25 protein-coding genes and 1 other annotated feature are annotated in these 22749 nt (G+C 35.5%); all 25 genes read left to right on the forward strand.

Annotated features, from left to right (window positions below; translation table 11 throughout):
* Positions 1-6 precede the first annotated feature (6 nt).
* Entirely contained in the window at positions 7-1059 is a 1053-nt protein-coding gene (locus ACWNMZ_RS12200) for a type IV pilus twitching motility protein PilT (protein ID WP_284561816.1), read from the forward strand.
* Positions 1046-2257: a type II secretion system F family protein gene (locus ACWNMZ_RS12205; protein ID WP_284561815.1), complete on the forward strand. Its 1212-nt coding sequence runs from the start codon at positions 1046-1048 to the stop codon at positions 2255-2257. The genes ACWNMZ_RS12200 and ACWNMZ_RS12205 overlap by 14 nt, the downstream gene beginning before the upstream one ends.
* 103 nt (positions 2258-2360) lie before the next feature.
* On the forward strand, positions 2361-2843 hold the full coding sequence (locus ACWNMZ_RS12210) for a competence type IV pilus major pilin ComGC (protein WP_284561814.1): 483 nt from the start codon (positions 2361-2363) through the stop codon (positions 2841-2843).
* 16 nt (positions 2844-2859) lie between these two features.
* Positions 2860-3606, forward strand: a complete 747-nt coding sequence (locus ACWNMZ_RS12215; RefSeq protein ID WP_235247739.1) for a prepilin peptidase — start codon at positions 2860-2862, stop codon at positions 3604-3606.
* 11 nt (positions 3607-3617) lie between these two features.
* Positions 3618-4604, forward strand: coding sequence for a type IV pilus biogenesis protein PilM (gene pilM / locus ACWNMZ_RS12220; RefSeq protein WP_284561813.1), 987 nt, complete (start codon positions 3618-3620; stop codon positions 4602-4604).
* The gene (locus ACWNMZ_RS12225; protein ID WP_284561812.1) at positions 4605-5234 is read left to right on the forward strand and encodes a hypothetical protein; all 630 of its coding nucleotides are present in this window, start codon (positions 4605-4607) and stop codon (positions 5232-5234) included.
* Positions 5231-5977, forward strand: coding sequence for a hypothetical protein (locus tag ACWNMZ_RS12230; RefSeq protein ID WP_284561811.1), 747 nt, complete (start codon positions 5231-5233; stop codon positions 5975-5977). Before ACWNMZ_RS12225 ends, ACWNMZ_RS12230 begins: the two co-directional genes overlap by 4 nt.
* A 118-nt stretch (positions 5978-6095) precedes the next feature.
* Entirely contained in the window at positions 6096-7193 is a 1098-nt protein-coding gene (locus ACWNMZ_RS12235; protein ID WP_284561810.1) for a hypothetical protein, read from the forward strand.
* Positions 7194-7494: 301 nt separating this feature from the next.
* A complete protein-coding gene (locus tag ACWNMZ_RS12240) occupies positions 7495-8073 on the forward strand; it encodes a Maf family protein (RefSeq protein WP_031537095.1) in 579 nt (192 codons plus the stop codon).
* Between the two features lie 70 nt (positions 8074-8143).
* Positions 8144-8818 (forward strand): RadC family protein, encoded by a 675-nt coding sequence (radC, locus tag ACWNMZ_RS12245; protein WP_031537096.1) that lies wholly within the window; start codon positions 8144-8146, stop codon positions 8816-8818.
* A 169-nt stretch (positions 8819-8987) separates the two neighbouring features.
* The gene (locus ACWNMZ_RS12250) at positions 8988-10010 is read left to right on the forward strand and encodes a rod shape-determining protein (RefSeq protein ID WP_031537097.1); all 1023 of its coding nucleotides are present in this window, start codon (positions 8988-8990) and stop codon (positions 10008-10010) included.
* A 21-nt stretch (positions 10011-10031) separates the two neighbouring features.
* Positions 10032-10919, forward strand: coding sequence for a rod shape-determining protein MreC (gene mreC / locus ACWNMZ_RS12255; RefSeq protein WP_031537098.1), 888 nt, complete (start codon positions 10032-10034; stop codon positions 10917-10919).
* Positions 10916-11431 carry a rod shape-determining protein MreD gene (gene mreD, locus ACWNMZ_RS12260; RefSeq protein ID WP_031537099.1) on the forward strand — a complete coding sequence of 172 codons (516 nt, stop codon included), beginning with the start codon at positions 10916-10918 and terminating at the stop codon, positions 11429-11431. The genes mreC and mreD overlap by 4 nt, the downstream gene beginning before the upstream one ends.
* 747 nt (positions 11432-12178) lie before the next feature.
* The gene (gene minC / locus ACWNMZ_RS12265) at positions 12179-12856 is read left to right on the forward strand and encodes a septum site-determining protein MinC (protein ID WP_031537100.1); all 678 of its coding nucleotides are present in this window, start codon (positions 12179-12181) and stop codon (positions 12854-12856) included.
* A 1-nt stretch (position 12857) separates the two neighbouring features.
* A complete protein-coding gene (gene minD / locus ACWNMZ_RS12270; protein ID WP_031537101.1) occupies positions 12858-13661 on the forward strand; it encodes a septum site-determining protein MinD in 804 nt (267 codons plus the stop codon).
* Between the two features lie 369 nt (positions 13662-14030).
* On the forward strand, positions 14031-14801 hold the full coding sequence (locus ACWNMZ_RS12275) for a M23 family metallopeptidase (RefSeq protein ID WP_284561809.1): 771 nt from the start codon (positions 14031-14033) through the stop codon (positions 14799-14801).
* Complete coding sequence (locus ACWNMZ_RS12280; RefSeq protein WP_031537103.1) at positions 14794-15660, forward strand: M50 family metallopeptidase; 867 nt, start codon at positions 14794-14796, stop codon at positions 15658-15660. Before ACWNMZ_RS12275 ends, ACWNMZ_RS12280 begins: the two co-directional genes overlap by 8 nt.
* A gap of 167 nt (positions 15661-15827) precedes the next feature.
* Entirely contained in the window at positions 15828-17264 is a 1437-nt protein-coding gene (locus ACWNMZ_RS12285) for an Rne/Rng family ribonuclease (RefSeq protein ID WP_284561808.1), read from the forward strand.
* A 79-nt stretch (positions 17265-17343) separates the two neighbouring features.
* Positions 17344-17424, forward strand: a sequence feature (ribosomal protein L21 leader region).
* Between the two features lie 15 nt (positions 17425-17439).
* A complete protein-coding gene (rplU, locus tag ACWNMZ_RS12290) occupies positions 17440-17748 on the forward strand; it encodes a 50S ribosomal protein L21 (RefSeq protein ID WP_016201698.1) in 309 nt (102 codons plus the stop codon).
* Between the two features lie 12 nt (positions 17749-17760).
* Positions 17761-18093: a ribosomal-processing cysteine protease Prp gene (locus ACWNMZ_RS12295; RefSeq protein WP_031540640.1), complete on the forward strand. Its 333-nt coding sequence runs from the start codon at positions 17761-17763 to the stop codon at positions 18091-18093.
* A 17-nt stretch (positions 18094-18110) separates the two neighbouring features.
* Entirely contained in the window at positions 18111-18401 is a 291-nt protein-coding gene (gene rpmA / locus ACWNMZ_RS12300) for a 50S ribosomal protein L27 (RefSeq protein WP_016201696.1), read from the forward strand.
* Between the two features lie 501 nt (positions 18402-18902).
* Positions 18903-19454, forward strand: a complete 552-nt coding sequence (locus ACWNMZ_RS12305; protein WP_031540639.1) for a Spo0B C-terminal domain-containing protein — start codon at positions 18903-18905, stop codon at positions 19452-19454.
* Positions 19455-19668: 214 nt separating this feature from the next.
* The gene (gene obgE / locus ACWNMZ_RS12310; protein WP_284561807.1) at positions 19669-20958 is read left to right on the forward strand and encodes a GTPase ObgE; all 1290 of its coding nucleotides are present in this window, start codon (positions 19669-19671) and stop codon (positions 20956-20958) included.
* A 201-nt stretch (positions 20959-21159) separates the two neighbouring features.
* Positions 21160-21615 (forward strand): ACT domain-containing protein, encoded by a 456-nt coding sequence (locus tag ACWNMZ_RS12315; protein ID WP_284561806.1) that lies wholly within the window; start codon positions 21160-21162, stop codon positions 21613-21615.
* Positions 21616-21733: 118 nt separating this feature from the next.
* Positions 21734-22588, forward strand: a complete 855-nt coding sequence (gene pheA / locus ACWNMZ_RS12320) for a prephenate dehydratase (RefSeq protein ID WP_031540636.1) — start codon at positions 21734-21736, stop codon at positions 22586-22588.
* Positions 22589-22749: the final 161 nt, after the last annotated feature.

Raw genomic sequence — 22749 nt, forward strand, 5'->3', positions numbered from 1 at the left:
AATATCTTGAAAGAGAAATTAGATGAGATTTTGAAGACTGCTTATGAAAATCGAGCTTCTGATGTTCATTTAACGGTAGGGATACCGCCTGTTATCCGCATAAATGGAGAATTGAAAAGGATTGGTGAAAAAAGCTTGGTGAAAGCTGAAACAGAAGGAATGGCAAAGGAAATTACTCCTGAAACGTTATGGGAAACTTTTTTAGAAAAAGGGGAATTAGATTTCTCCTATGAAATAAAGGGTCTTTCTCGCTTCAGAGTCAATATCTTTAAACAGCGTGGACAAGTATCCATTGCCTTGAGAATTGTGCCAACAGCCATTCCGACGATTGAACAGCTTGGTATGCCAGCTATACTACGTAAAATAGCGGAAAAACAACAAGGTCTTGTACTTGTAACAGGTCCTACTGGTAGCGGAAAATCGACCACTTTAGCAGCAATGATTCGGTATTTAAATGAGACATCCCATAAGCATATTATTACTCTTGAAGATCCAATTGAATATTATCATTCACATGGAATGTCGATTATTGACCAACGAGAGGTTGGCTTTGATACAAATAATTTTGCAAATGGGCTGCGTGCAGCATTAAGGCAAGATCCAGATGTAATCTTAGTAGGGGAAATGCGAGATTTAGAAACGATTCAAACTGCAATTACTGCTGCGGAAACGGGTCATCTCGTATTGGGAACATTACACACCTCTGGAGCACCAGCAACAATAAATCGAATAATTGATGTGTTTCCACCAGAACAACAGCAACAAATTAGAATTCAATTAGCTTCTGTGTTAGTTTCGGTTGTGTCTCAGCGCCTTTTCCCGACAGCCAATAAAAGAGGCAGAGTTGTTGCTTTGGAGATTCTCCTAAACAATTCAGCAGTGGCTAATTTGATTCGTAATGAGAAGATACATCAAATCATGAATATTATGCAAACATCCAAATCACAAGGAATGGTAACATTAGAAAATAGCATTAAAGAGCTTGTTCAATTTGGGCATATTCATCAAGATTTAGCTGCGCAATATTTACAGGAGTTGTCAATTAATGGCTCGATTTAAGTATACCGGGAGAACGATACAAGGAAAACGAGAGGGAAGCATTAATGCATCATCAAAGCGTGAGGCATTATTTTCACTAAGGGAACAAGGTATTCGAGTTACAGAAATAATGGAAGTCAAAGAATCATTCTTTACAAAGGATATTGTCATTGGCAATCCTGTGAAATTGCAGGATATGGTCATTTATTTACGACAGTTTGCAACGCTTTTGTCTGCAGGAATTTCCATTATCGATTCCACAAGAATACTTGCAGAGCAAACCTCAAGTAAAGTACTACGAAAGGTTTTAAAAGCAGTGGAAGAGGATTTAAGGGAAGGAAATCCTCTGTCTAATGCTGCAGAAAAGCACAGGAGAGTATTTTCGCCAATGTTCATCAATATGGTTCGAGCTGGAGAAGCGAGTGGTAATATGGATGAAACACTTGAACGATTAGCTATCCATTACGAAAGACAGCATTTTACAAAACAAAAGATTATTTCTGCACTTGCTTATCCGGCAGCTGTTGGATTACTTTCTATTTTTGTTGTCGTCTTTTTGTTAATTTATGTTGTGCCAATTTTTGTTGGAATGTTTGCTAGTTTAGGCGGAAAATTGCCGTTCATTACCCAATTTGTGCTAGATGCAAGTGCTTTTGTCCAATCTTACTGGTGGTTAATTGCATTTGTGGTCATACTAATTACGATTGTGTTTATACTGCTTCGAAATAATGAAACGTCTAAATATTATTTGGATTATGCGGTATTAAGGATGCCGGTTATTGGGAAGCTACTACAGAAGGCAGAACTAGCAAAAATGACACGTACACTAAGCTCGTTATTTTCTAGTTCTGTTCCAATATTGCAAGCATTAACCATTGTTGAATCAGTAGTAGAAAATAAAGTAATTGCAGAAGTGGTGAATAAATCCCATGCTGCATTGGAAAATGGTCAGTCGCTGATTGAGCCTATGAAAAAGCACTGGGCCTTTCCCCCTCTTATTACCCAAATGATTGCCATTGGGGAGGAGACAGGCTCCTTAGACCTCATGCTTGGGAAAGTTGCTGACTTTTATGAAAAAGAAGTGGAAGTTAGTACAGATCGGCTAAAAGCCATTTTGGAACCTTTATTAATTGTTCTTTTAGCTGGCCTTGTTGGGGTTATCGTTTCCGCGCTGATGATACCAATGTTTGAAATTTTTAACCAAGTGGATAATTACTAAGAAAAATATGTAATATTCCAAAAAAATAATTCTTCCTTTTAAAAAGAGAATCTGCTAAAGTACTACTTAGAATAGTAAAAAAGTACTAGGGAGGCAATAAAAAATGAAAAAAATAATAAATCGTATAAAAAATCAAAAAGGTTTAACGTTAATTGAGCTATTAGCAGTTGTCGTTATTCTTGGAATTATTGCAGCAATCGCTGTTCCGAGTGTTGGGAAAATAATCGACAACACAAAGAAAGATGCTCATGTGGCAAACGCACAGCAAATGATTAATTCTGCTAAATTGGCTGTATCGGCTGATACTGGGTTGTTGCCGAGTTCGGGTTCGAAGATTATCACCATGGCTTATTTAGAGGAACAGGGTTATTTAGATGTAGTGAAAGATCCTGATGGAGGAAGCTATGAAAAAGGAACTACTACTAGCCCTACTACTGGTGGGAATTTCTCTTATGTAATAATAACAAATGATGAAGCTGGTAAATATAGTTATAAGGCTAGATTATTTGGAAGTGAGCGAAAAATAAATGAAACCCCTGAAGCAGAATTAGCTAGGGAAAAAGTAGTATCAATAGCTGCTGATTAAGGAAAAGTTGTATATAATGCTATTCCTAATCTTCCTATACGGACTCCTCTTTGGCTCCTTCTTTAACGTAGTCGGTCTAAGAGTCCCTGTTAATCAGTCGATTGTTGCTCCGCGGTCAGCCTGTCCAAAATGTGGACATACTTTAAGCTGGTATGAATTAATACCTGTATTATCTTATATTTTTCAAAAGGGGAAATGCAGTCAGTGTAAGACTGCAATTTCCCCAATTTACCCGATTGTCGAATTGATAACCGGTCTTTTGTTTATTTTGGCACCAGTTAAATTAGGATGGTCAAATGAACTTTTTGTTGCCTGGACACTTATCTCCTTGCTTATGATTATATTGGTGTCCGATCTTGCTTATATGATCATTCCAGATAAGGTATTGATTGTATTTTCCATCCTCCTTATTATAGAAAAAATATTCATTCCCCAAAATTCTTGGGCTTTCTCTATTTCAGGGGCAGCTGTTGGCTTTTTCTTATTGTTATTCCTTGCCGTTATTAGTAAAGGCGGCATGGGTGGCGGAGATATCAAACTGTTTGCAGTCATTGGCTTTGTCCTTGGTCCGAAATTAGTTTTACTAGCTTTTTTCCTTGCTTCCTTATTTGGTGCTTTAATTGGTATAATTGGAATGTTATTAAAGCAATTTAAGAAGAGGGAGCCAATTCCGTTTGGTCCATATATTGTTTTAGGCACGCTTATCGCCTATTTTTATGGATTGGAGTTACTAGATTTTTACTTTCAACTTCTTAACATATAAGGAGATATCATATGGGATTGTTTCGAAACAAAAGAACTGTCCAGCTCATTTTTAATGATCATTCCATTCGATATATGGAAATGAAACAAATTAATCCTCCTCAACCAATCAAATGGGGGGAAAGGATTTTGGCAGAAGGTGTCATTAGAAATGGAAAAGTGGTCAATAAAGAAAGCTTGCAGTTAATTTTAGAAGAATGTGCGGAGACTTGGAAAATAAAGAAAAGGGACATTCAGATGGTCGTTCCTGATGCGCTAATTATTATTCGGAAAATATCCATTCCAGCAGATATAAAAGAAGATGAATTAAAAGAGTATTTATACTTAGAAATTGGCACATCCATCCATCTCCCATTTGAAGAGCCGGTCTTTGATACGGTTGTTCTAAAAGAAGAAGACGAAAAAAAGGAAGTTTTATTCATTGCTGCACAAGCAGAATTAGTTCAGGAATATGTGGATGCTCTAACAGAAGCAAAGCTATATCCAGTTGCTGCAGATATTTCCTCGTTAGCAGCCTTCCGTATATATGAACGACTTTATACAGCTGCAGAAGAGGAGAGACTGTTATTTGTACATATGGATTTAGAAAATGTGAATATAACTATTTTTGAACATGGATATCCGATTTTTGCCCACTTTTTGCCGCTTACCTTTATACGCGAGGATTGGGAAATTCGAGTAAATCGGTCACAGCAATCAGAGCTTTCCTTTCAAGGAGATATCGAGGAGCTTATGATTGAATATGATAATATTTTTCGAGAAGTAAACCGATTAATGGATTTTTATCGTTATTCTATTCATCAAGGAAGAGAACAATTGATGAAAATTATTTTGACGGGTGATCACCCTATGCTACCAACCATGAAAGAAGAATTATCTACTCGTTTTGAGCTGCCTATTATTATGCCAGAAGTAGATAGCCTATTAACTGGATTTAAGCGATCTTTGCCAAGTGGCTTTCACCTTGTTTTAGGATTAGCTTTAAAAGAGGTGAAATAGATGTTAGTGGATATCAATTTACTCCCAAAAAGAGAAAAAAGAAGTAAAAAATCCGTTTATATTCTTTTTATTTTTGCTGGGGTGGCACTGCTTAGTATAATTGTGATGCTGTTTATTGGCCAATCCATTCAGAAAAAGAATGATGAATTGGCAAAACAAGTAAATACAATGAAGGAACAAGTGGAATTATCTCAAACGCTGCTTACTACCTATGAAAATTCAAATGCTGCAGCAGAATTAGAAAAAGCAGTCATTTGGGCAGAGGACTATCCTTTAAAAACCGTTCCAGTAATAAGAGAGTTAACTTCCTACCTACCAGAGCGGGGGTTTATTCTATCTTTTCTTTATAATGAAGATGGAACAATTCAATTAGAGGCTCAATTTGATACAACTAGAGAAGCTGCCTATTATTTAAAGAGATTAATGGATTCAGCGTGGATTACTGATGTTACACTCTCTAAACTATCAACAACGACCATTACTACTTCTGTTGATGAAGGAGCTCTTTCTACAGAGCAAGATGTACAAAGATACATTGGTTCTTTTCAAATCTTCCTAAATAAAGAAACGATTAAAGAGGAGGAGCAAATGGATCAGCAAGAAAAGGAACAAGGAGATTCTAATTCATGAACCTTGATAGGCATAGATTGTTTACCATAAGTAGTATGCTGATTATATTCTGTTTTTTAGCAGGAATGTATTTCTTTTATTTACAGCCTAAGATTGTTGAAAATAATAAAAAAAATGATCAGATTGAGACAGAGCAACAGCTATTATCAGTGATAGAAACAAATATTCAAGAGAAGAAAGAATCTGGAGAAAAAAATACATTTGAATTGCAAAAAAGTGTTCCGATAAAACCGCTAACAGATCAACTGTTAATCGATATCGAAAAAGCAGAGCTACTTTCAGAAACGACGATACAGAATATGGTATTTAGTGATGGTGAGGTAGAAGTTGATTCTACGGATAATACCGGGATATTACAAGAACAATTTGATACAAGCACAAGCCTAGAAACCGAGGAAGAGACGAAAGAGGAGAATTCCGAGGAAACGGAGCTTTCATCTATAGAAATGCCTTCTGGGATGAAAGAGATGACTGCTACTCTTGAAATACAAGCACAGGACTACTTTGGATTGGAAAAGTTTATATCTGAAATGGAGAATAATGAGCGGATTGTATTAGTAAGAAATATAAACTTCTCTGGTGAAGAAGAAAAAACGACTGTTTCAGATGAAGAAAATCAGTTAGTAACATTTTATGTTACTTTTTCCGTCTTCTATATGCCGGAACTAGTAGATTTACAAGAAAGCTTGCCTAAACTAGATGTTCCGTCACCTGGCAATAAAATAAATCCTTTTGCTAACTAATGGCGAATAATTAAATAATTTGACGAAATCATTCTATAACAAGACGACAAAAGTCTTGTTATTTTTTTTTGCTTATATGATAGGATAAACAAAATAAATGAAAATGGGGGTAGGACGAGTGAATGAAAAACCGGAGAATCGCAAAACGATAACGATAAAAATCAACGGAAAAGACCGTCCATTCCAAAAAAAGGATACAGATGAAACAATGGAACGGAATGAACCTTCTGTTTTTCATAAGGACCAAAATAATAAAAAAAAGGAAGATACTGTTTTTAGCGAAGAGTCTGCAGCTGGACAAGAAGCAGAGCTAGAAGAAAGCTTTGATTGGATTCTTCCTGTACCAGAGGAAATGCCAGCAAAAAATAAAGAGAAAAGCATGTTTAGCTTTCAATCACCTTTGAGTAAAAAGGACAAGCCAACATCTTTTTCAAAGAGTGTTAAAAGTAAAGAAGGCAAAAAAAAGAGTTTGCCTAAGGAGATTGTAGCTTCTATTTTCTTTGCCGTCTTTTTTGCAGTCATATTAGGAACTAGCTTTGGGTTTATTTTATTAAACATGGTAAGTAGTGATCAGACTAGCACGACAAATGGGAATATAACTGCTTCAGCCAATATTTCTCAAAATAATGATGGACAAGCTTCTTCTGCTACGGAAAGTGCTACAAAAGCAGATATTAGCACATATGTCCTTCAAGCGAATGTTTTTTCTAATGAAGAGCGAGCAAAAAATGATCAAAAAAAATTAACAGAAGAAGGGACAGTTAGCCAAATTATTCCTTTAGAAGAAAAACAGTTCCTTCTGTTAGGGGTTACGAGTAATTTAGAAGATGCGAAAATCTGGCAAAAGGAAGTAGAAGGATCCTATGCAAAAGAGATGATTTTTAATGGGAAAGAAGTAAATAATGTCTCTAAGGAAGAGAAAGCTGTTATTGAAGGGTCGTCAGCTATTTATTATTCTGTTCTCCAAATCGTAACAAGTGCTCAATTTGATAAAGCAATTTCTGAGGATGATAGAAGTAAGTTGGAGGAGGAGCTTGCGATAGTGGATGAGAAGAATGTCTCTGCTATTACAAATGAAAAAATTCAAACCATGGCAACACACCTAGCGAAGGGTGGCGAGCTTGCAATGAATTTAACAACAAATAGTAGTCAAAAAGAAATAGAGGCAGTTCAACAGCAATTGTTAGATTACTTAGCCACATATGTCGCGCTATGATTTTTTCAGTAGAATATTAGTAGGGAGCGAAAAACGTTATTAACGAAGCGCTCCTTTTTTGTTTTTTCAAGAGGAGAATGCTTATTAGATGTACTATCAATGGTAGAGAACAAAGTAATAGTATAGCAATTAAAACAGCATTTATTATATCAAAATAATTATGGGAATATTTCTACAAATTTCGGCATATTACATTTCATTTACTATTCGATAAAAAATTACGTTTCAAAATTGTGTATCCTGTCATTCTTTGATAGGATTAATTTGTATCTCTCAATTTGAAAAGTAGGTAGGTGTAATAATGTTAAAGCAAACCCTCATATTGGCCTCTTCTTCTCCTCGACGAAAAGAGCTCCTTGAAGAACTCCAAATACCAATTGTTATATCCAGTAGTAACGTAGATGAAAGCTTTGATCCTACTCTTGCCCCAGAAGAAATTGTTATGTATTTAGCGAGAAAAAAAGTCGAAGCAGTTTATTCTAATGACAAAGAATCATTTATACTAGGTGCCGATACGGTAGTATGTCTAGATGGTGTCATACTAGGAAAGCCTCGTACAAGGGAAGAAGCATCTCAAATGCTGAGTCAGCTTTCAGGAAAAACGCATTCTGTATATACTGGTGTCGCTATTATGGCAAATGGAATATGCTCTACATTCTATGAAAAAACGGACGTGTTATTTTGGGAATTAATAGATGAAGAAATACACGATTACTTAGACACCGGGGAACCATTTGATAAAGCAGGTGCGTATGGAATTCAAGGAGTAGGCAGAATACTAGTGAAAGAAATTAAAGGAGATTATTTCACCGTAGTTGGTCTTCCGATTTCTCGAACAGTACGCGAATTAAAAGCAAAAGGCTTCAGTATGCCTCATTAAAATCAATGGTCCCTTATTCTATTCTTCCCAAAATCGACAGATAAGGGAGGAACAAATAAAAATGGATTCTATGTTAATAAGAGATTTTCCAGATGATGAACGACCGAGAGAACGTTTTATCAAACAGGGACCAGAGAGCTTGGCTAATCATGAATTAATCGCCTTATTGATTCAAACAGGTTCCAAAAACGAATCTGTCCTAACATTAGCTAATAAGCTTTTAATCCATTTTGATGGACTTCGTTTACTGAAGGATGCAAGTCTTGATGAGTTAAAAGCGATAAAAGGAATCGGTACAGCAAAAGCTATACAACTGATGGCAGCAATCGAGTTAGGTAGACGTGTTTCCAATTTAGAATTCACAGATAGATATTGTATTCGTTCTCCAGAAGATGCTGCCAAATATATGATGAATGAAATGAGATTTTTAACGCAAGAACATTTCGTTTGTTTATATTTAAACACTAAAAACCAAGTAATGCATAAGCAAGTTGTTTTTATTGGAAGTTTAAATGCGAGTATTGTCCATCCCCGGGAAGTATATAAGGAAGCATTTAGAAGATCTGCAGCATCGATTATCTGTCTTCATAATCATCCCTCTGGTGATCCTTCGCCAAGCAGAGAAGATATTGAAGTTACAAAAAGGTTAGTCGAATGCGGGAAAATTATTGGAATTGATTTGCTAGATCATATCATAATTGGGGAAAATAAATTTATCAGCTTAAAAGAAAAAGGCTACGTATGATGCTGTTCTTTTTTGAAGATATAAGCTATAATATATTTTATGATTTTTTGGCTATTTCTGTCTAATCATGACAAAATATAGATATGTAACAATTAGAAGATAATTACAAAGAGGAGAATATCTACCTACTTTATAATATTGCATTAGTTTCAGAAAGGGAGATACATTTATGTTAGGTTTTGGAACAAGAGATCTTGGAATTGATTTAGGAACAGCGAACACGCTAGTTTATGTAAAAGGAAAAGGAATTGTAGTAAGAGAGCCTTCTGTAGTTGCACTACAAACAGATACAAAGAGTATTGTAGCAGTTGGTAACGATGCGAAGAATATGATCGGTAGAACGCCTGGGAATGTTGTTGCATTGCGTCCTATGAAAGACGGGGTAATTGCTGATTATGAAACAACTGCAACAATGATGAAATATTATATTAAGCAAGCGATTAAAAATAAGGGCTATTTCTCAGGCAAACCTTATGTAATGGTTTGTGTACCCTCAGGAATTACAGCCGTTGAAGAGAGAGCTGTAATCGATGCAACGCGTCAAGCGGGTGCAAGAGATGCTTATACAATTGAAGAGCCATTTGCTGCTGCAATTGGGGCGAATCTTCCAGTATGGGAGCCAACAGGAAGCATGGTAGTGGATATCGGTGGTGGTACAACAGAAGTAGCCATTATTTCTCTTGGTGGTATTGTTACTAGCCAATCGATTCGAATTGCTGGTGATGAAATGGATGATGCAATCGTTAATTATATTCGTAAAACGTATAACTTAATGATTGGGGAAAGAACTTCTGAAAGCATTAAAATGGAAATTGGAAGTGCTGGAAATCCAGACCAAATTGAAAACATGGATATTCGTGGTAGAGATTTATTAACAGGACTACCAAAAACAATCAAAATTACTGCAGATGAAATTGCTAAAGCATTAAAAGATACAGTCACGGCGATTGTAGATGCAGTGAAAGTAACATTAGAAAAAACACCGCCAGAATTAGCAGCAGATATTATGGATCGCGGAATTGTTTTAACAGGTGGTGGAGCATTGCTTCGAAATCTTGATAAAATTATCAGTGAAGAAACGAGTATGCCTGTTGTCATAGCAGAAGATCCATTGGATTGTGTTGCTATCGGAACTGGTAAAGCTTTAGACCATATTCATTTATTTAAAAATAAAGCAAAAGATTCACGATAATTTTACTCGAGGTGTATAAGCATGCCACAGTTTTTTATGAATAAACGCCTGATTATTTTGCTTGTTAGCATCATTATTCTCGTGGCATTAATAGGGTTTTCTTTGAGTGACCGAAATAAATTAACCTGGCCGGAGCAATTCGTAAAAGATACAACCGGCTGGGTTCAAACCCTTGTTTCCAGACCTGCCCATTTTGTGGTGGGTTTTGTTGATAATGTCAAAGCATTAAAGGATACATACGAAGAGAATAAGGAATTAAAGGCGAAGCTAGAGGAAAATGCTCAGCTTAAATACCAGGTTCAAGGTCTCAAAAAAGATGTCCAAGCATTGCAAGAAACATTAGAAGAAAAAGAATCATTAAGCGATTATACCCTAATGAAAGCAACGGTAATTCGCAGAAATCCATCGCAATGGACGGAGCTAGTTACCATTAATCGAGGGGAAAATGATGGCGTTGAGAAAAATATGGCTGTTATTACTTCTGCTGGATTAATAGGGAAAATAAAATCAGTCGCTCCAAATACTGCTACTGTGCAACTATTGAGCTCTGAAGATCCGGCTAATCGAATCTCAGCTTTTATTCAGCCAAAAGATGAGGAAGAGAATAAAGATAAAACAGATGTTTTTGGCATTATTGCTGATTATGATAAAGAGACGAAGCAATTGATTATGACATGGGAAGAAGTCCCGAACGGATTAAAAGTGGAAAAAGGACAGCTTGTTACGACATCAGGAATGGGTGGAGTCTTTCCGAAAGACTTAGCAATTGGAACAGTAGAAAAAGTAGAGCCTGATGAAAATGGTCTGCAGAAAAAAGTGTTCATTAAACCAGCTGCGGATTTCTATGATATTGAGCATGTAATGGTAGTAGATAGGGAAGCTTTATCCCCTGAAGAGGATGAACAATGAGAAAAGTTTTAATTGGTTGCTTAATCTCATTTATGTTTATATTAGAGAGTGTTTTTCTGGAATTATTACCGACAGACCTTTTTGGAGGGAATTTGATATTCGTTCCGTATTTTCTCCTCATTACCATTCTATTCTTTTCTGTTTATGGAAATAGAAATGTTGGTGTGATCTATGGTTTTGTTTTTGGATTACTTTTTGATATTGTTTATACAGAAATTTTAGGTATCTATTTTTTTGCTTTCCCTTTTATCATCTATATTTTTAATAAATTGATGAAAATTTTTCATAGCAATATTGTGGTTGTTTCCGTGATGTGCTTGCTTGCTGTCTCGGCGCTAGAAATAATTGTTTATCAAGTGATAAAAGTTATAAATCTTACAACAATAGATTTTGCGAACTTCCTTCATTTAAGACTTTTTCCCTCTCTTGGGCTGAATCTTATTTTTATCGTAATTGTCGCATATCCATATAAACGTTTATTCGAGAAGTATGCAGCAGAGCTAAAAGAATGATATAGTTAGAAGTGAAATAAATTTCAGGTTGGACATTTCGTGTCTCGATCTGAAATTTATTTGATTGAAGAACTGTCTTCCACTTTAAGGTTAAAAAAGAGTTTAGCTTATCTTTAGTCTATTCGGTGTTTAGCACAAGCAGACAACCCTTTAAGTCTTCCTTTTTTAGGATTGCACGTCAACAAATGCTACCGATCTTTCCTGTTTCTTCATCATATTTGAGAAAAGGCGCTTCCATATTATGAATTTTTGAGAAATATATTTTGCTTGAAAAGGAATTTTAAAAACGTTTGTCGAATGATATTAAATAGGAATTAGAAACCATTGAATAGAGCTCTAAAGTCCTTAACAATTAATGTTATGTATGGATTTGGGTAAGACGCTTGTTAAAAGGGCAAGAAGTAAGGGGAAAATATTTTTGTATGTTAAAACGCATTTATGAAAAGAGTAAATGCTCTAGCTAAAGTGTCAACCATCTATCAAATGAAAAGGTGAGCTTGAATATGTGTGCACCATATTTATTCAGGTTTGATAACACTACATTATTTGATTAGGATGATTGCGCTTTTTTATGCAAAGTGAGATTTATAAGTATTACGATATCGAGCATTTGCGTCCATTTGCCTAATGTGGTTAAAACTATATCCTGTTTGTACAATAGCATAAACAGAAGTATTTTATGTATTTTAGTGGTTACGGGATGAAAGGAGACGCTTACGCTTTTCTTACAGAGGTGAACAACTTGATATGAAAAAAAGGCAGCTAGTAACAATTAAAGGAACGAAGAATGGACTGGGCCTACATCTGAATGATAATTGTTCATATGAAGAGTTATTAAGAGAACTCCAGTTTAAATTAAATGAAAGCTCGAGTCTGCATAATGAAAAACGAGATATAAAAGTGACAGTAGAGCTTGGAAATAGATATGTAACAGATGAACAAAAAGAAGAAATTGTTCATTTAATTCAGGAAAAACAAAATCTATCCGTTCAATCTATTAATAGTAATTTAGTTACAAAGAAAGAAGCGGAAACTTGGCTAAGACAAAATGAAGTGAAATCGATTACCAGTATTGTGCGGTCAGGTCAAATTCTAGAAGTTCCTGGTGATTTATTGCTAATCGGAGATGTAAATCCAGGTGGGAAAGTTATTGCTGGGGGCAATATCTATATCATGGGCCAGTTAAAAGGAATAGCTCATGCTGGATATAATGGAAATGATGATGCGGTCATCGCTGCTTCTATTATGAAACCGACGCAAATTCGCATTAGCCATTTTATCGAGAGAGAGGTAAAGGATGCCTCTTCTGAAAATACGAGAGAAATGGAATGTGCATATGTGAATAATAGTGTAATTAAGATAGATAGATTACAAGTATTACCACATTTAAGACCAAATTTGGTGAAATTGGAAGGAGGATATTAAGATGGGAGAGGCAATTGTTATAACATCAGGTAAAGGTGGAGTTGGAAAGACGACCACTTCTGCAAACATTGGAACAGCACTTGCATTACAAGGAAAAAAAGTCTGTTTAGTAGATACAGATATTGGCTTACGAAATCTTGATGTCGTAATGGGATTAGAAAATCGAATCATTTATGATTTAGTAGATGTGGTAGAAGAAAGATGTAAAATTCATCAAGCACTTGTTAAAGATAAAAGATTTGATGATTTGTTATATTTATTACCTGCTGCACAAACGAGTGATAAAACAGCTGTTCGACCAAATCAAATGAGAGAGTTAGTTCTTCGCCTAAAGCAGGATTATGATTATGTCATCATTGATTGCCCTGCAGGAATTGAACAAGGATATCAAAATGCAGTGGCTGGTGCGGATAAAGCTATCGTGGTTACTACTCCTGAAGTATCCTCTGTACGAGATGCAGATAGGGTAATTGGATTACTAGAAAAAGAAGAACAAATGGAACCACCAATGCTTGTTATTAATAGAATTAGAAATCATATGGTGAAAAATGGGGACATGCTAGATATTGATGAAGTAACAAGCCATCTGTCCATTGATCTATTAGGTATTGTTGCAGATGACGATGCTGTCATCAGAGCTTCTAACAATGGGGAGCCAATCGCTTTAAATCCAAATAGTAAATCTGCCATTGCTTATCGCAATATTGCTAGAAGAATTTTAGGAGAAACGGTTCCCTTGCAACACTTGGAAGAAGAATCAAAAGGTGTCTTTGCAAAGATTAAGACATTCTTTGGTGCTAGATAGGAAAGCTACTAGGTTAGTCGATTTTTTGCTGGCATACGTACATAAAATAGGACGTATTAGAAGTAAGCAAAGATTACGGAGAATAAAGCTCTTATCTATTTTAATTGGATAATGAAGGAAGATTTAATCTTATAGCCCTTAGACTATATGCTCTGTTTTTAAATTAGCCCTGTAAAGCCGTAGATATTGGTTCGGAAGAATCATTCTACAGCTTTACAGGGCTTTCTGTACCCTTCCTATTTACTTTAAGATTAGGAGGATTAGTTCCTTATCTTTTCGTAATGCATACACCCTGATTAAAGGCATACTTTGTTTCATCGTTACATAAATATAGGATTAAAAGGACAAGTATGTAGGGGAGAGGAGTAAATGGGGTCAAGAAACGATGATGTTAGAAAAAAAATTGAAAAAAGAAGAAAAGAACGGGCGAGGATAGAAAAAAATATCGATAGTCGAGTGTTATGGTCAGATGAAGAGGAGGGCCAAGACTACCTTTTTACAAGTAAAGAGGAAAATTATCCAACAAAGATACATCCATTATTTCGGAAAGATTTATTCATGTTAAAAATCCTAGGAGCAGCCGTTCTTTTTCTTGCTGTTGCAATCATTGTAGATCATCCATCTGCAAAACTTGCGAAAGTAGAGAATTCGCTTAAACAGGTGATGTCGCAGGAATTTAACTTTATGGTTGTAACAGATTGGTATGAAGATAAATTTGGAAAACCATTAGCATTTCTACCAGAGCAAAAAGAACAGGTACAAGATACAGAGCAATTACAGCAATATGCATTATCTGCATCTGGTAAAGTATTAGAGGAATTTGAGAAAAATGGACAAAGAATCGCAATAGAAACAGGAACAGATACAACGGTGCAATCTTTTAATGAAGGACAAATAACCTTTATAGGAGAGAAAGAAGGGTTTGGGAAAACAGTTGTCATTAAGCATAGTGACCAAAGTGAATCATGGTATGGAAACTTAGAAGAAGTGGATGTAAAGTTATACGAAAATATTAACAAAGGAACAAAAGTAGGAAGTGCCTCAAGGTATGAAGGAGATGAAGCACTAGGTTTATTCTTTTTTGCAATAAAGAAAAATGATGATTTTATCGATCCTTTACAGGTGATCGAAATTGAATAGGTTCCTTGGTGTTTTTAAGTGCCTCCATATTCATCCACTATTATGGGTTGTCATTGCTATCGGTGTAATGACTGCCCATTTTTATGAATTATGCTTATTGTTTATGATCATCCTTATCCATGAATTAGGTCATGCATTTGCTGCTGCTTTTTTTTCATGGAGAATAAAGAGAATATCTTTATTGCCATTTGGAGGAGTGGCGGAAATGGATGAACATGGAAATCGACCATTGCTAGAGGAGGCAATTGTCATTATTTCTGGACCTATCCAGCATATTTGGCTAGTAGGGCTAGGCTTTCTTTTATGGCAAGGAGAGATTCTTACTGATTCCTTATATCAAACATTCACCCAATATAATATCATGATATTTTTCTTTAATTTACTTCCCATCTGGCCGCTTGATGGCGGTAAGCTAATGTTTCTTTTATTTTCCTTAAAAAATTCCTTTCCTAAGTCGCATAAATGGACGCTTTATTTTTCCATTTTCGGGGTTTTTATCTTTCTAATAACAGTCCTAATTAAGATGCCAACAAATATAAATGCTTGGATTATCATAAGTTTCTTACTTTTTTCTATTTTTTATGAATGGAAACAAAGAAGATTCTTATTTATGCGATTTTTACTCGAACGTTACTATGGAAAAACAAATGAATTTCGAAAATTACTGCCGTTAGAAGTTCAGGAAGAGGATCATCTGTTGGACGTTTTAGAACGATTTCACAGAGGGTGTAAGCATCCGATTATTGTAAAGGCAAAGAGTGGGGATAATACGATGCTGGATGAAAATGAGCTATTATACGTCTATTTTAAAGAAAAGAATGTGACTGCTAGGGTAAAGGATATAATCGCTGTTTTATAGGTATACATAAAAAAGAATGTTTACAGATGTTTCTGTTTTAATAAGTGTGTTTAGGTAAACGAAATTTGAGCGGAAAGGAAGTTAGCATCATTAAATAGATGTATGAGTTTACTAAAACATTTCATCTAAGCTAAAATAGTAAGATAACCATAAAAAGAGGATGTATGATGTTGAACCAAGTAATCGTCAATATGAGAACAAGAGAAAATAGATTTGCTTATCTGATAAATGGAAAGATAGAGAAAATTTATGTCCAGCAGCCTCAATATAAAACGACTGTTGGCAATATTTATTTAGGACAAGTGACAAAGGTGATTCCAGGGATGAATGCAGCATTTGTTGAAATTGGAGAAGGAAAAGGTGCGTATTTACCGAGAGAAAAAATGATTTCCTTTGTTCGAGATGAGGGAACTTTAGAAGAGAAAAAAAAGAAGAGTGTATCCTCTTATATTAAACAAGGGGAACGAGTACTAGTTCAAGTAATAAAAGATGCTGCAGGACCCAAAGGAGCAAAAATAACGGGCATTATTGAGATATCTGGTGATAATCTAGTATATATGCCTTATGGCCGATATGTTGCTGTATCTAAAAAAATAAACTCCAAAGCTGCTCAAGTAAATTTGAGAAGCTTTGGAGATACCATCAAGTCAGAGAAGGAAGGGCTAATTTTTCGTACTTCAGCAGCAAATTGTTCGGAAGCGGACCTAATAGAGGAACTGGAAATTTTACGTCGGCAATATTGCGACTTGGAAAAGAAAGCTATGCAGAAAAGAGTCATGCTTTTACAGGAGACTAATGAGTTTAACAAACAGCTACTCTATCTGTTTAAACAAATGAAAGAGGGAGAAGTGATAGTCGATAGGTTAGAAGAGAGGAAGCATTGGCAAGAATTATTTCCCCATTTAATATTTTCCTTCCATCAAGGAAACGAGGATATTTTCACACATTATCAGCTTGATACCGAAATAGAGAAAGCATTAAAAAGAGTTGTTTGGCTAAGCAATGGTGCATATTTGATTATTGATCAGGCGGAGGCAGCGACGATTATAGATGTAAATACAGGCAAATATGAAGGAAAGCATCAGCTAGAACAAACCGTTTTTCAGACAAATATGCTTGCTGCAAAAGAAGTAGCAAGACAAATTGCCCTAAGAGATATTTCTGGGATTATTTTAATTGATTTTATAGACATGAGAAAAACGGAAGAAAAGCAGATTATTGATAGTATGCTTAAGGAATTAAAAAGGGATAATAGGCAATCAAGAGTAGTAGGATTTACAGAGCTTGGGATATTACAATTAACGCGAAAAAAGACCATGAAATCTTTATCTGAAACGGTACAGAGCAAGTGTATGACTTGTGAAGGTACAGGCGTTGTAAAGAGTGCTGAAAGTATGGCATTTCAACTAGAAAGAGAGCTCTGGGAATATCGAAATAAAGATATAGCTCTTGTAGAGATACAAGCAACGGAAGAAGTGACTAAGATATTTAGTGGTGAAGGAAATGTTCATAAAAAGCGGCTAGAAGAAGCATTAGGTATTACAATTAAGATAGAAGCAGCTCCATTTCCAAAGCCAGACTACTTTATCCGAATGGTTAAATGAATACTCAACAGGGATTAATTAGAATATGATTGACAGTATCATGTAAACATGTTAGTATTTTAATGTTGTTTGTAGCACCCGTGCTCTACAACCGCGCATAGCAGGTAATGAAGCTTTTGCTTTAGCAAAACGCCTGTCATTGGCGAGTCTTAGTCTATTAAGGAGGTGCAGTTTAATGTACGCAATTATTGAAACAGGTGGAAAACAAATCAAAGTTGAAGAAGGTCAAGCTATCTACATCGAGAAATTAAACGGTGAAGCTGGTGACACGGTTACTTTTGATAAAGTTCTTTTCGTTGGCGGAGAAAATGTAAAAGTAGGAAGCCCAGTTGTTGAAGGAGCTACTGTTACAGCTAAAGTTGAAAAACAAGGCCGTCAAAAGAAAATCATCGTTTTCAAATACAAAGCGAAGAAAAATTATCATAAAAAGCAAGGTCATCGTCAACCTTACACTAAAGTTGTTATCGAAAAGATTAACGCTTAAGGTTGAATTTGTATGATTGAAGTAACGATTGACAAATCAAACGATGGTCTCATTCATTCGTTTACCATTAGCGGTCATGCCCTTTTTGCAAATAGTGGGAATGATATAGTATGTGCAGGAGTATCGGCTGTTTCATTTGGAAGCATTAATGCCGTTATTTCCCTTACTGGTATTACACCTATTATTAAGCAAGGAAAAGATGGAGGTTTTATCTCTTGTACAATTCCTGAGAATATTCCGGAAGAAACAAGAGAAAAAATTCAACTTCTTTTAGAAGGAATGGTTGTTTCATTAGAAACAATTGAAAGAGACTATGGAAAATACGTAACTATCACTTATAATTAAATAGGAGGTGGAACGAAATGTTAAGATTAGATCTTCAGTTTTTTGCATCTAAAAAAGGGGTAGGTTCTACTAAAAACGGACGTGACTCCATTTCTAAACGTTTAGGAGCTAAACGTGCAGATGGTCAATTAGTAACTGGTGGAAGCATTCTTTACCGTCAACGCGGTACAAAAATCTATCCAGGAGTAAACGTTGGTCGTGGTGGCGATGATACACTATTCGCAAAAGTTGACGGAATCGTTAAGTTTGAGCGTCTTGGTCGTGATCGCAAACAAGTTAGCGTATACCCAGTAGCACAAGAAGCATAAGTTAATGATTAGATAGGCTGGCTCGTATAGGGTCAGCCTATCTGTTTGTTAAGGGATTGATTTCTTGAACTAAAATGAATGTTGATACAAGAGATAAGTTGTGGAGGATTTCAACACTTAGACAAAAAGCAGGAGGGGCTTTTTGTCTAAGTGTTGAAAAATAGAGAGAGGAATCAATTGCTTTTTCGTATGCTAACAAAGGATAAAGTTTGGCTCTTATGTATAGTTTGTTGTTACCACAGCCTTAATACACTTCGTTTTCAACATTTCTTTATCAAATTAATTCAAAATAGCTCTCTTTATAATTACTGTTTAGAGTTTTTATATATCTAGGAGTTGTATGCTTCTTCCTATTCCCATCGATTAAAAACTTTAAAATCAGTCGAATGTTAATCGTCAAGGCTTAGCGAGTTATCGTTTTTGTTCATAGATGATTCATTTTTTGTTATACTTACTAAAAGCAGTCTTCTAAGACTTAATAACCTTTTTAGGAGTACAAGAATGAATAAAGACTGGAATACGATAGATTTTTTAAGACATGTTCGCCATGATTGGCTAAATAAAATTCAATTAATTAAAGGGAATTTGGATTTAAATAAACCAGAGCGAGTAAAAGAAATAATAAATGAGATTATTACAGAGACAAAACAAGAAGCTAAGTTATCTAATCTTAATATACCGCAATTTGCTACAAAGTTATTAATAGCAAACTGGGAAAATTATTATTTTAGGTTGGAATATGAAGTGTTGGCAGAAGAAAAATGTCAATTAACAGAAGACGAAACGCTTACTCCATGGATAACCTTGTTTTTTCAGACATTAAATCAGCATAGTAAACCTTTTGCAGACAATCACTTATTCATTTCCATTCATTCCATGGTGGAAGGGCTTCGGTTGTATGTTGATTTTAACGGCCAACTATTAAATGCAGAGTCAATAATTCCATTTCTTCAACAACCGTTTTCCAAACAATTGGCGGTGGAAAATATAGAAATTAGTGATAAAGAGCTGGTATTTGAAGTCTGGATGATTAGAGAGAAAACAGGTAAATAATAAGAAGAACTCGTTGACTAAAATCAATTAGATTCGGTCAAATTACTTAAAAGAAAAATTGTGAGTTATAGAAAAATAGTAGCTGTAAATGCCTGTAAGTTCGAAAATAGGATATCCTAAAGCTTTACAAGTAAAATAAATCATAAGATATTCTCATGTTCTATACTAAACATGCAAGCTGCATATGTTTTTCTTAATAGGAGGAAATGAATTTATGTTTGTGGATCAGGTTAAGATTTATGTGAAGGGCGGAGACGGCGGAAATGGAATGGTGGCCTTTCGCCGAGAAAAATTTGTCCCTAAAGGTGGACCTGCTGGTGGAGATGGCGGTAAAGGAGCAAATGTAGTATTTGAAGTGGAAGAAGGTTTACGGACATTAATGGATTTCCGCTATCAACGTCATTTTAAGGCACCGCGTGGCGAGCATGGAATGTCTAAAAATCAGCATGGGCGTAATTCTAAGGATATGATTGTAAAGGTTCCACCTGGTACAATCGTATCAGATGCAAATACGAAAGAAGTGATCGCTGATTTAACAGAACATGGGCAACAAGCAATTATTGCACGAGGCGGTCGTGGGGGAAGAGGGAACTCCCGCTTTGCAAGCCCATCTAACCCAGCTCCTGAATTATCGGAAAATGGCGAGCCAGGTCAAGAAAGAGATATTATACTGGAGTTAAAAGTATTAGCAGATGTTGGTTTAGTCGGTTTTCCTAGTGTAGGTAAATCTACATTACTTTCCGTGGTATCTGCAGCCAAACCGAAAATTGCAGATTATCATTTTACAACGATTGCGCCTAATTTAGGAATGGTGGAAACAGAAGATAACAGAAGCTTTGTAATGGCAGATTTGCCAGGACTGATTGAAGGAGCACACTCTGGTGTTGGATTAGGCCATCAATTCCTTCGTCATATTGAACGGACAAGAGTTATTGTCCATGTCATTGATATGGCTGCTACAGAAGGCAGGGATCCATATGAAGACTATGTTACAATTAATAACGAGCTTCAAGAATACAATATGCGTTTATTAGAAAGACCGCAAATTATTGTTGCCAATAAAATGGATATGCCAGATGCAGAAGAAAACTTACAAGCGTTTAGAGAGAAACTGCAAGATGACTATCCGATATTCCCTATTTCAGCGATAACAAGATCTGGTTTACGTGAACTCCTTTTTGCTATTGCTGATAAATTAGAGAATACATCAGAATTCCCATTAGAAGAAGTGGAAGAAGAAGCAGGGATTCACCGTGTTGTGTACAAGCATGAAGTCGATGAGAGACAATTCTATATTACAAGAGATCCAGATGGAAGCTTTGTCCTATCTGGTGAAGGAATTGAAAAACTCTTTAAGATGACAGATTTCTCCCGTGATGAGTCTGTTCGTAGATTCTCTCGCCAAATGCGCGGAATGGGTATTGATGAAGCATTGCGTCAACGTGGTGCAAAAGATGGCGATACAGTAAAAATAATGGAGTATGAATTTGAATTTATCGATTAATAAATCGAAATAAGCCTAAGAACATTAAAAGTGGTAATAGAAGATCTTCCCTTTCGTCGAATGGATTAGACGGGAGGGGAGTTTTTCTACAGAAAAGACGAATGAATATATTTAAAATAGCTTTTTTAATAATGGATAAAAATTGAAATTTATATTAATCATACATAATGAAGTTTCCGTTATGCCTTGAGGGGTGAGCAGATGAAACATAGTAAATTGGATCAGAAATTTTTTTTAGTAAGAGAAGATGTACTTTCTGAAGCGATGCGAAAAACCTTGGATGCGAAAGAACTATTGGAAAGAGGAAAAGCAGAATCAGTACATGAAGCTGTAAAGCAAGTCGATTTAAGCCGAAGTGCATTTTATAAATATCGAGATACAATTTTTCCTTTTCACACAATCGTGAAGGAGAAGTTAATAACATTATTCTTTTATATTGAAGATCGATCGGGAACTTTATCCAAGCTATTAAGTGTGGTTGCTTCTGGAGGATGTAATGTACTTACGATTCATCAAACGATTCCGCTTCAAGGAAGAGCAAATGTGACATTATCTCTAAATACAGCAGAAATGGAGATTTCTATTGATTTGTTGCTAGAGCGTTTGCGTATGCTTGAATTTGTCGAAAAGGTTGATGTATTAAGCTCCGGAGGCTAAATACTTCTAAAATGGTTAGAATAGCTTTAGCGTTCTTGTAGGAAGAAGGCTTATTTAAGTCTTTCTTCTTCTATAGTAGATAAATTCAGAATAAATAATTTTTTTGGAGGAGAAATAGGTGAAAGTAGGTTACTTAGGCCCAAAAGCAACATTTACAAATATGGCGGTAAATCAGCAATTTCCTGGTGTTGAATCAATCCCATTTCTTACGATTCCAAATTGCTTTGATGCTGTTATGGAAGACAAAGTGGATGTTGCTTTAGTACCGGTTGAGAATACATTAGAAGGTTCTGTCAATATCACCCTAGATTATTTAATTCATGAAGTATCTTTACCTATCTGCGGAGAAGTGACCGTTCCGATTAAACAACATTTAATGGTTCATCCCCTTCGTAAAGATAAATGGAGAGAAATTGATGTTGTTTATAGTCATTCCCATGCAATTGCTCAATGTCATAAATTTTTACATACAGAATTTAACGGGATTGTTTGTGAGTATATGACCTCAACAGCAGCAGCAGCTCAGTTTGTTAAGGAGAACTCAAATATAAATGGTGCAGCAATAGGAAATTCGCTAACAGCTGAAGAATATGGGCTTGAAATAGTGAGACATCATATTCATGATTCCAATAACAATCATACAAGGTTTTTAATTCTTTCAAAGAACCCTCTAAGCTATACGGCACCTTCAAGTAATTTGGCAGGTTATAAAACGAGTTTAATGGTCACTTTGCCATCTGATCGTTCTGGTGCCTTACATCAAGTATTATCCGCTTTTGCTTGGAGAAAATTGAACTTGGTGAAAATTGAATCGAGACCAACTAAAACCGGCTTAGGAAATTATTTCTTTCTTATTGATTTAGATAGAAAAATGGACGATGTTCTAATACCTGGAGCGATCGCAGAACTGGAAGCAATCGGTTGTGAAGTAAAGATACTTGGAAGTTATCCCTTTTATAATTTAGAGAAATAAAATTAATCTATTGAAAGCTTTGAGTATAAAAGGAGAAGGGCTAAAAAAAGAGGCTGGGACAAAACTAAATAGCCAATCTGTAAAGACGAACAATCTCTAATTTAGCTCTTAAATAAAGACTATTTTTTCATATTAGTTATTTATGGTTATAAATATATTCA

The organism is Niallia sp. Marseille-Q9988, assembly GCF_976954375.1.

Coding starts and splice junctions, on each gene's coding strand:
- minD (WP_031537101.1), top strand. CDS start 12,858: ATGGGAGAGGCAATTGTTATAACATCAGGTAAAGGTGGAGTTGGAAAG.
- ACWNMZ_RS12285 (WP_284561808.1), top strand. CDS start 15,828: ATGTTGAACCAAGTAATCGTCAATATGAGAACAAGAGAAAATAGATTT.
- rplU (WP_016201698.1), top strand. CDS start 17,440: ATGTACGCAATTATTGAAACAGGTGGAAAACAAATCAAAGTTGAAGAA.
- minC (WP_031537100.1), top strand. CDS start 12,179: ATGAAAAAAAGGCAGCTAGTAACAATTAAAGGAACGAAGAATGGACTG.
- ACWNMZ_RS12305 (WP_031540639.1), top strand. CDS start 18,903: ATGAATAAAGACTGGAATACGATAGATTTTTTAAGACATGTTCGCCAT.
- ACWNMZ_RS12275 (WP_284561809.1), top strand. CDS start 14,031: ATGGGGTCAAGAAACGATGATGTTAGAAAAAAAATTGAAAAAAGAAGA.
- ACWNMZ_RS12295 (WP_031540640.1), top strand. CDS start 17,761: ATGATTGAAGTAACGATTGACAAATCAAACGATGGTCTCATTCATTCG.
- ACWNMZ_RS12315 (WP_284561806.1), top strand. CDS start 21,160: ATGAAACATAGTAAATTGGATCAGAAATTTTTTTTAGTAAGAGAAGAT.
- ACWNMZ_RS12240 (WP_031537095.1), top strand. CDS start 7,495: ATGTTAAAGCAAACCCTCATATTGGCCTCTTCTTCTCCTCGACGAAAA.
- ACWNMZ_RS12205 (WP_284561815.1), top strand. CDS start 1,046: ATGGCTCGATTTAAGTATACCGGGAGAACGATACAAGGAAAACGAGAG.
- ACWNMZ_RS12225 (WP_284561812.1), top strand. CDS start 4,605: ATGTTAGTGGATATCAATTTACTCCCAAAAAGAGAAAAAAGAAGTAAA.
- pilM (WP_284561813.1), top strand. CDS start 3,618: ATGGGATTGTTTCGAAACAAAAGAACTGTCCAGCTCATTTTTAATGAT.
- ACWNMZ_RS12215 (WP_235247739.1), top strand. CDS start 2,860: ATGCTATTCCTAATCTTCCTATACGGACTCCTCTTTGGCTCCTTCTTT.
- mreD (WP_031537099.1), top strand. CDS start 10,916: ATGAGAAAAGTTTTAATTGGTTGCTTAATCTCATTTATGTTTATATTA.
- ACWNMZ_RS12210 (WP_284561814.1), top strand. CDS start 2,361: ATGAAAAAAATAATAAATCGTATAAAAAATCAAAAAGGTTTAACGTTA.
- rpmA (WP_016201696.1), top strand. CDS start 18,111: ATGTTAAGATTAGATCTTCAGTTTTTTGCATCTAAAAAAGGGGTAGGT.
- obgE (WP_284561807.1), top strand. CDS start 19,669: ATGTTTGTGGATCAGGTTAAGATTTATGTGAAGGGCGGAGACGGCGGA.
- mreC (WP_031537098.1), top strand. CDS start 10,032: ATGCCACAGTTTTTTATGAATAAACGCCTGATTATTTTGCTTGTTAGC.
- ACWNMZ_RS12250 (WP_031537097.1), top strand. CDS start 8,988: ATGTTAGGTTTTGGAACAAGAGATCTTGGAATTGATTTAGGAACAGCG.
- radC (WP_031537096.1), top strand. CDS start 8,144: ATGTTAATAAGAGATTTTCCAGATGATGAACGACCGAGAGAACGTTTT.
- ACWNMZ_RS12230 (WP_284561811.1), top strand. CDS start 5,231: ATGAACCTTGATAGGCATAGATTGTTTACCATAAGTAGTATGCTGATT.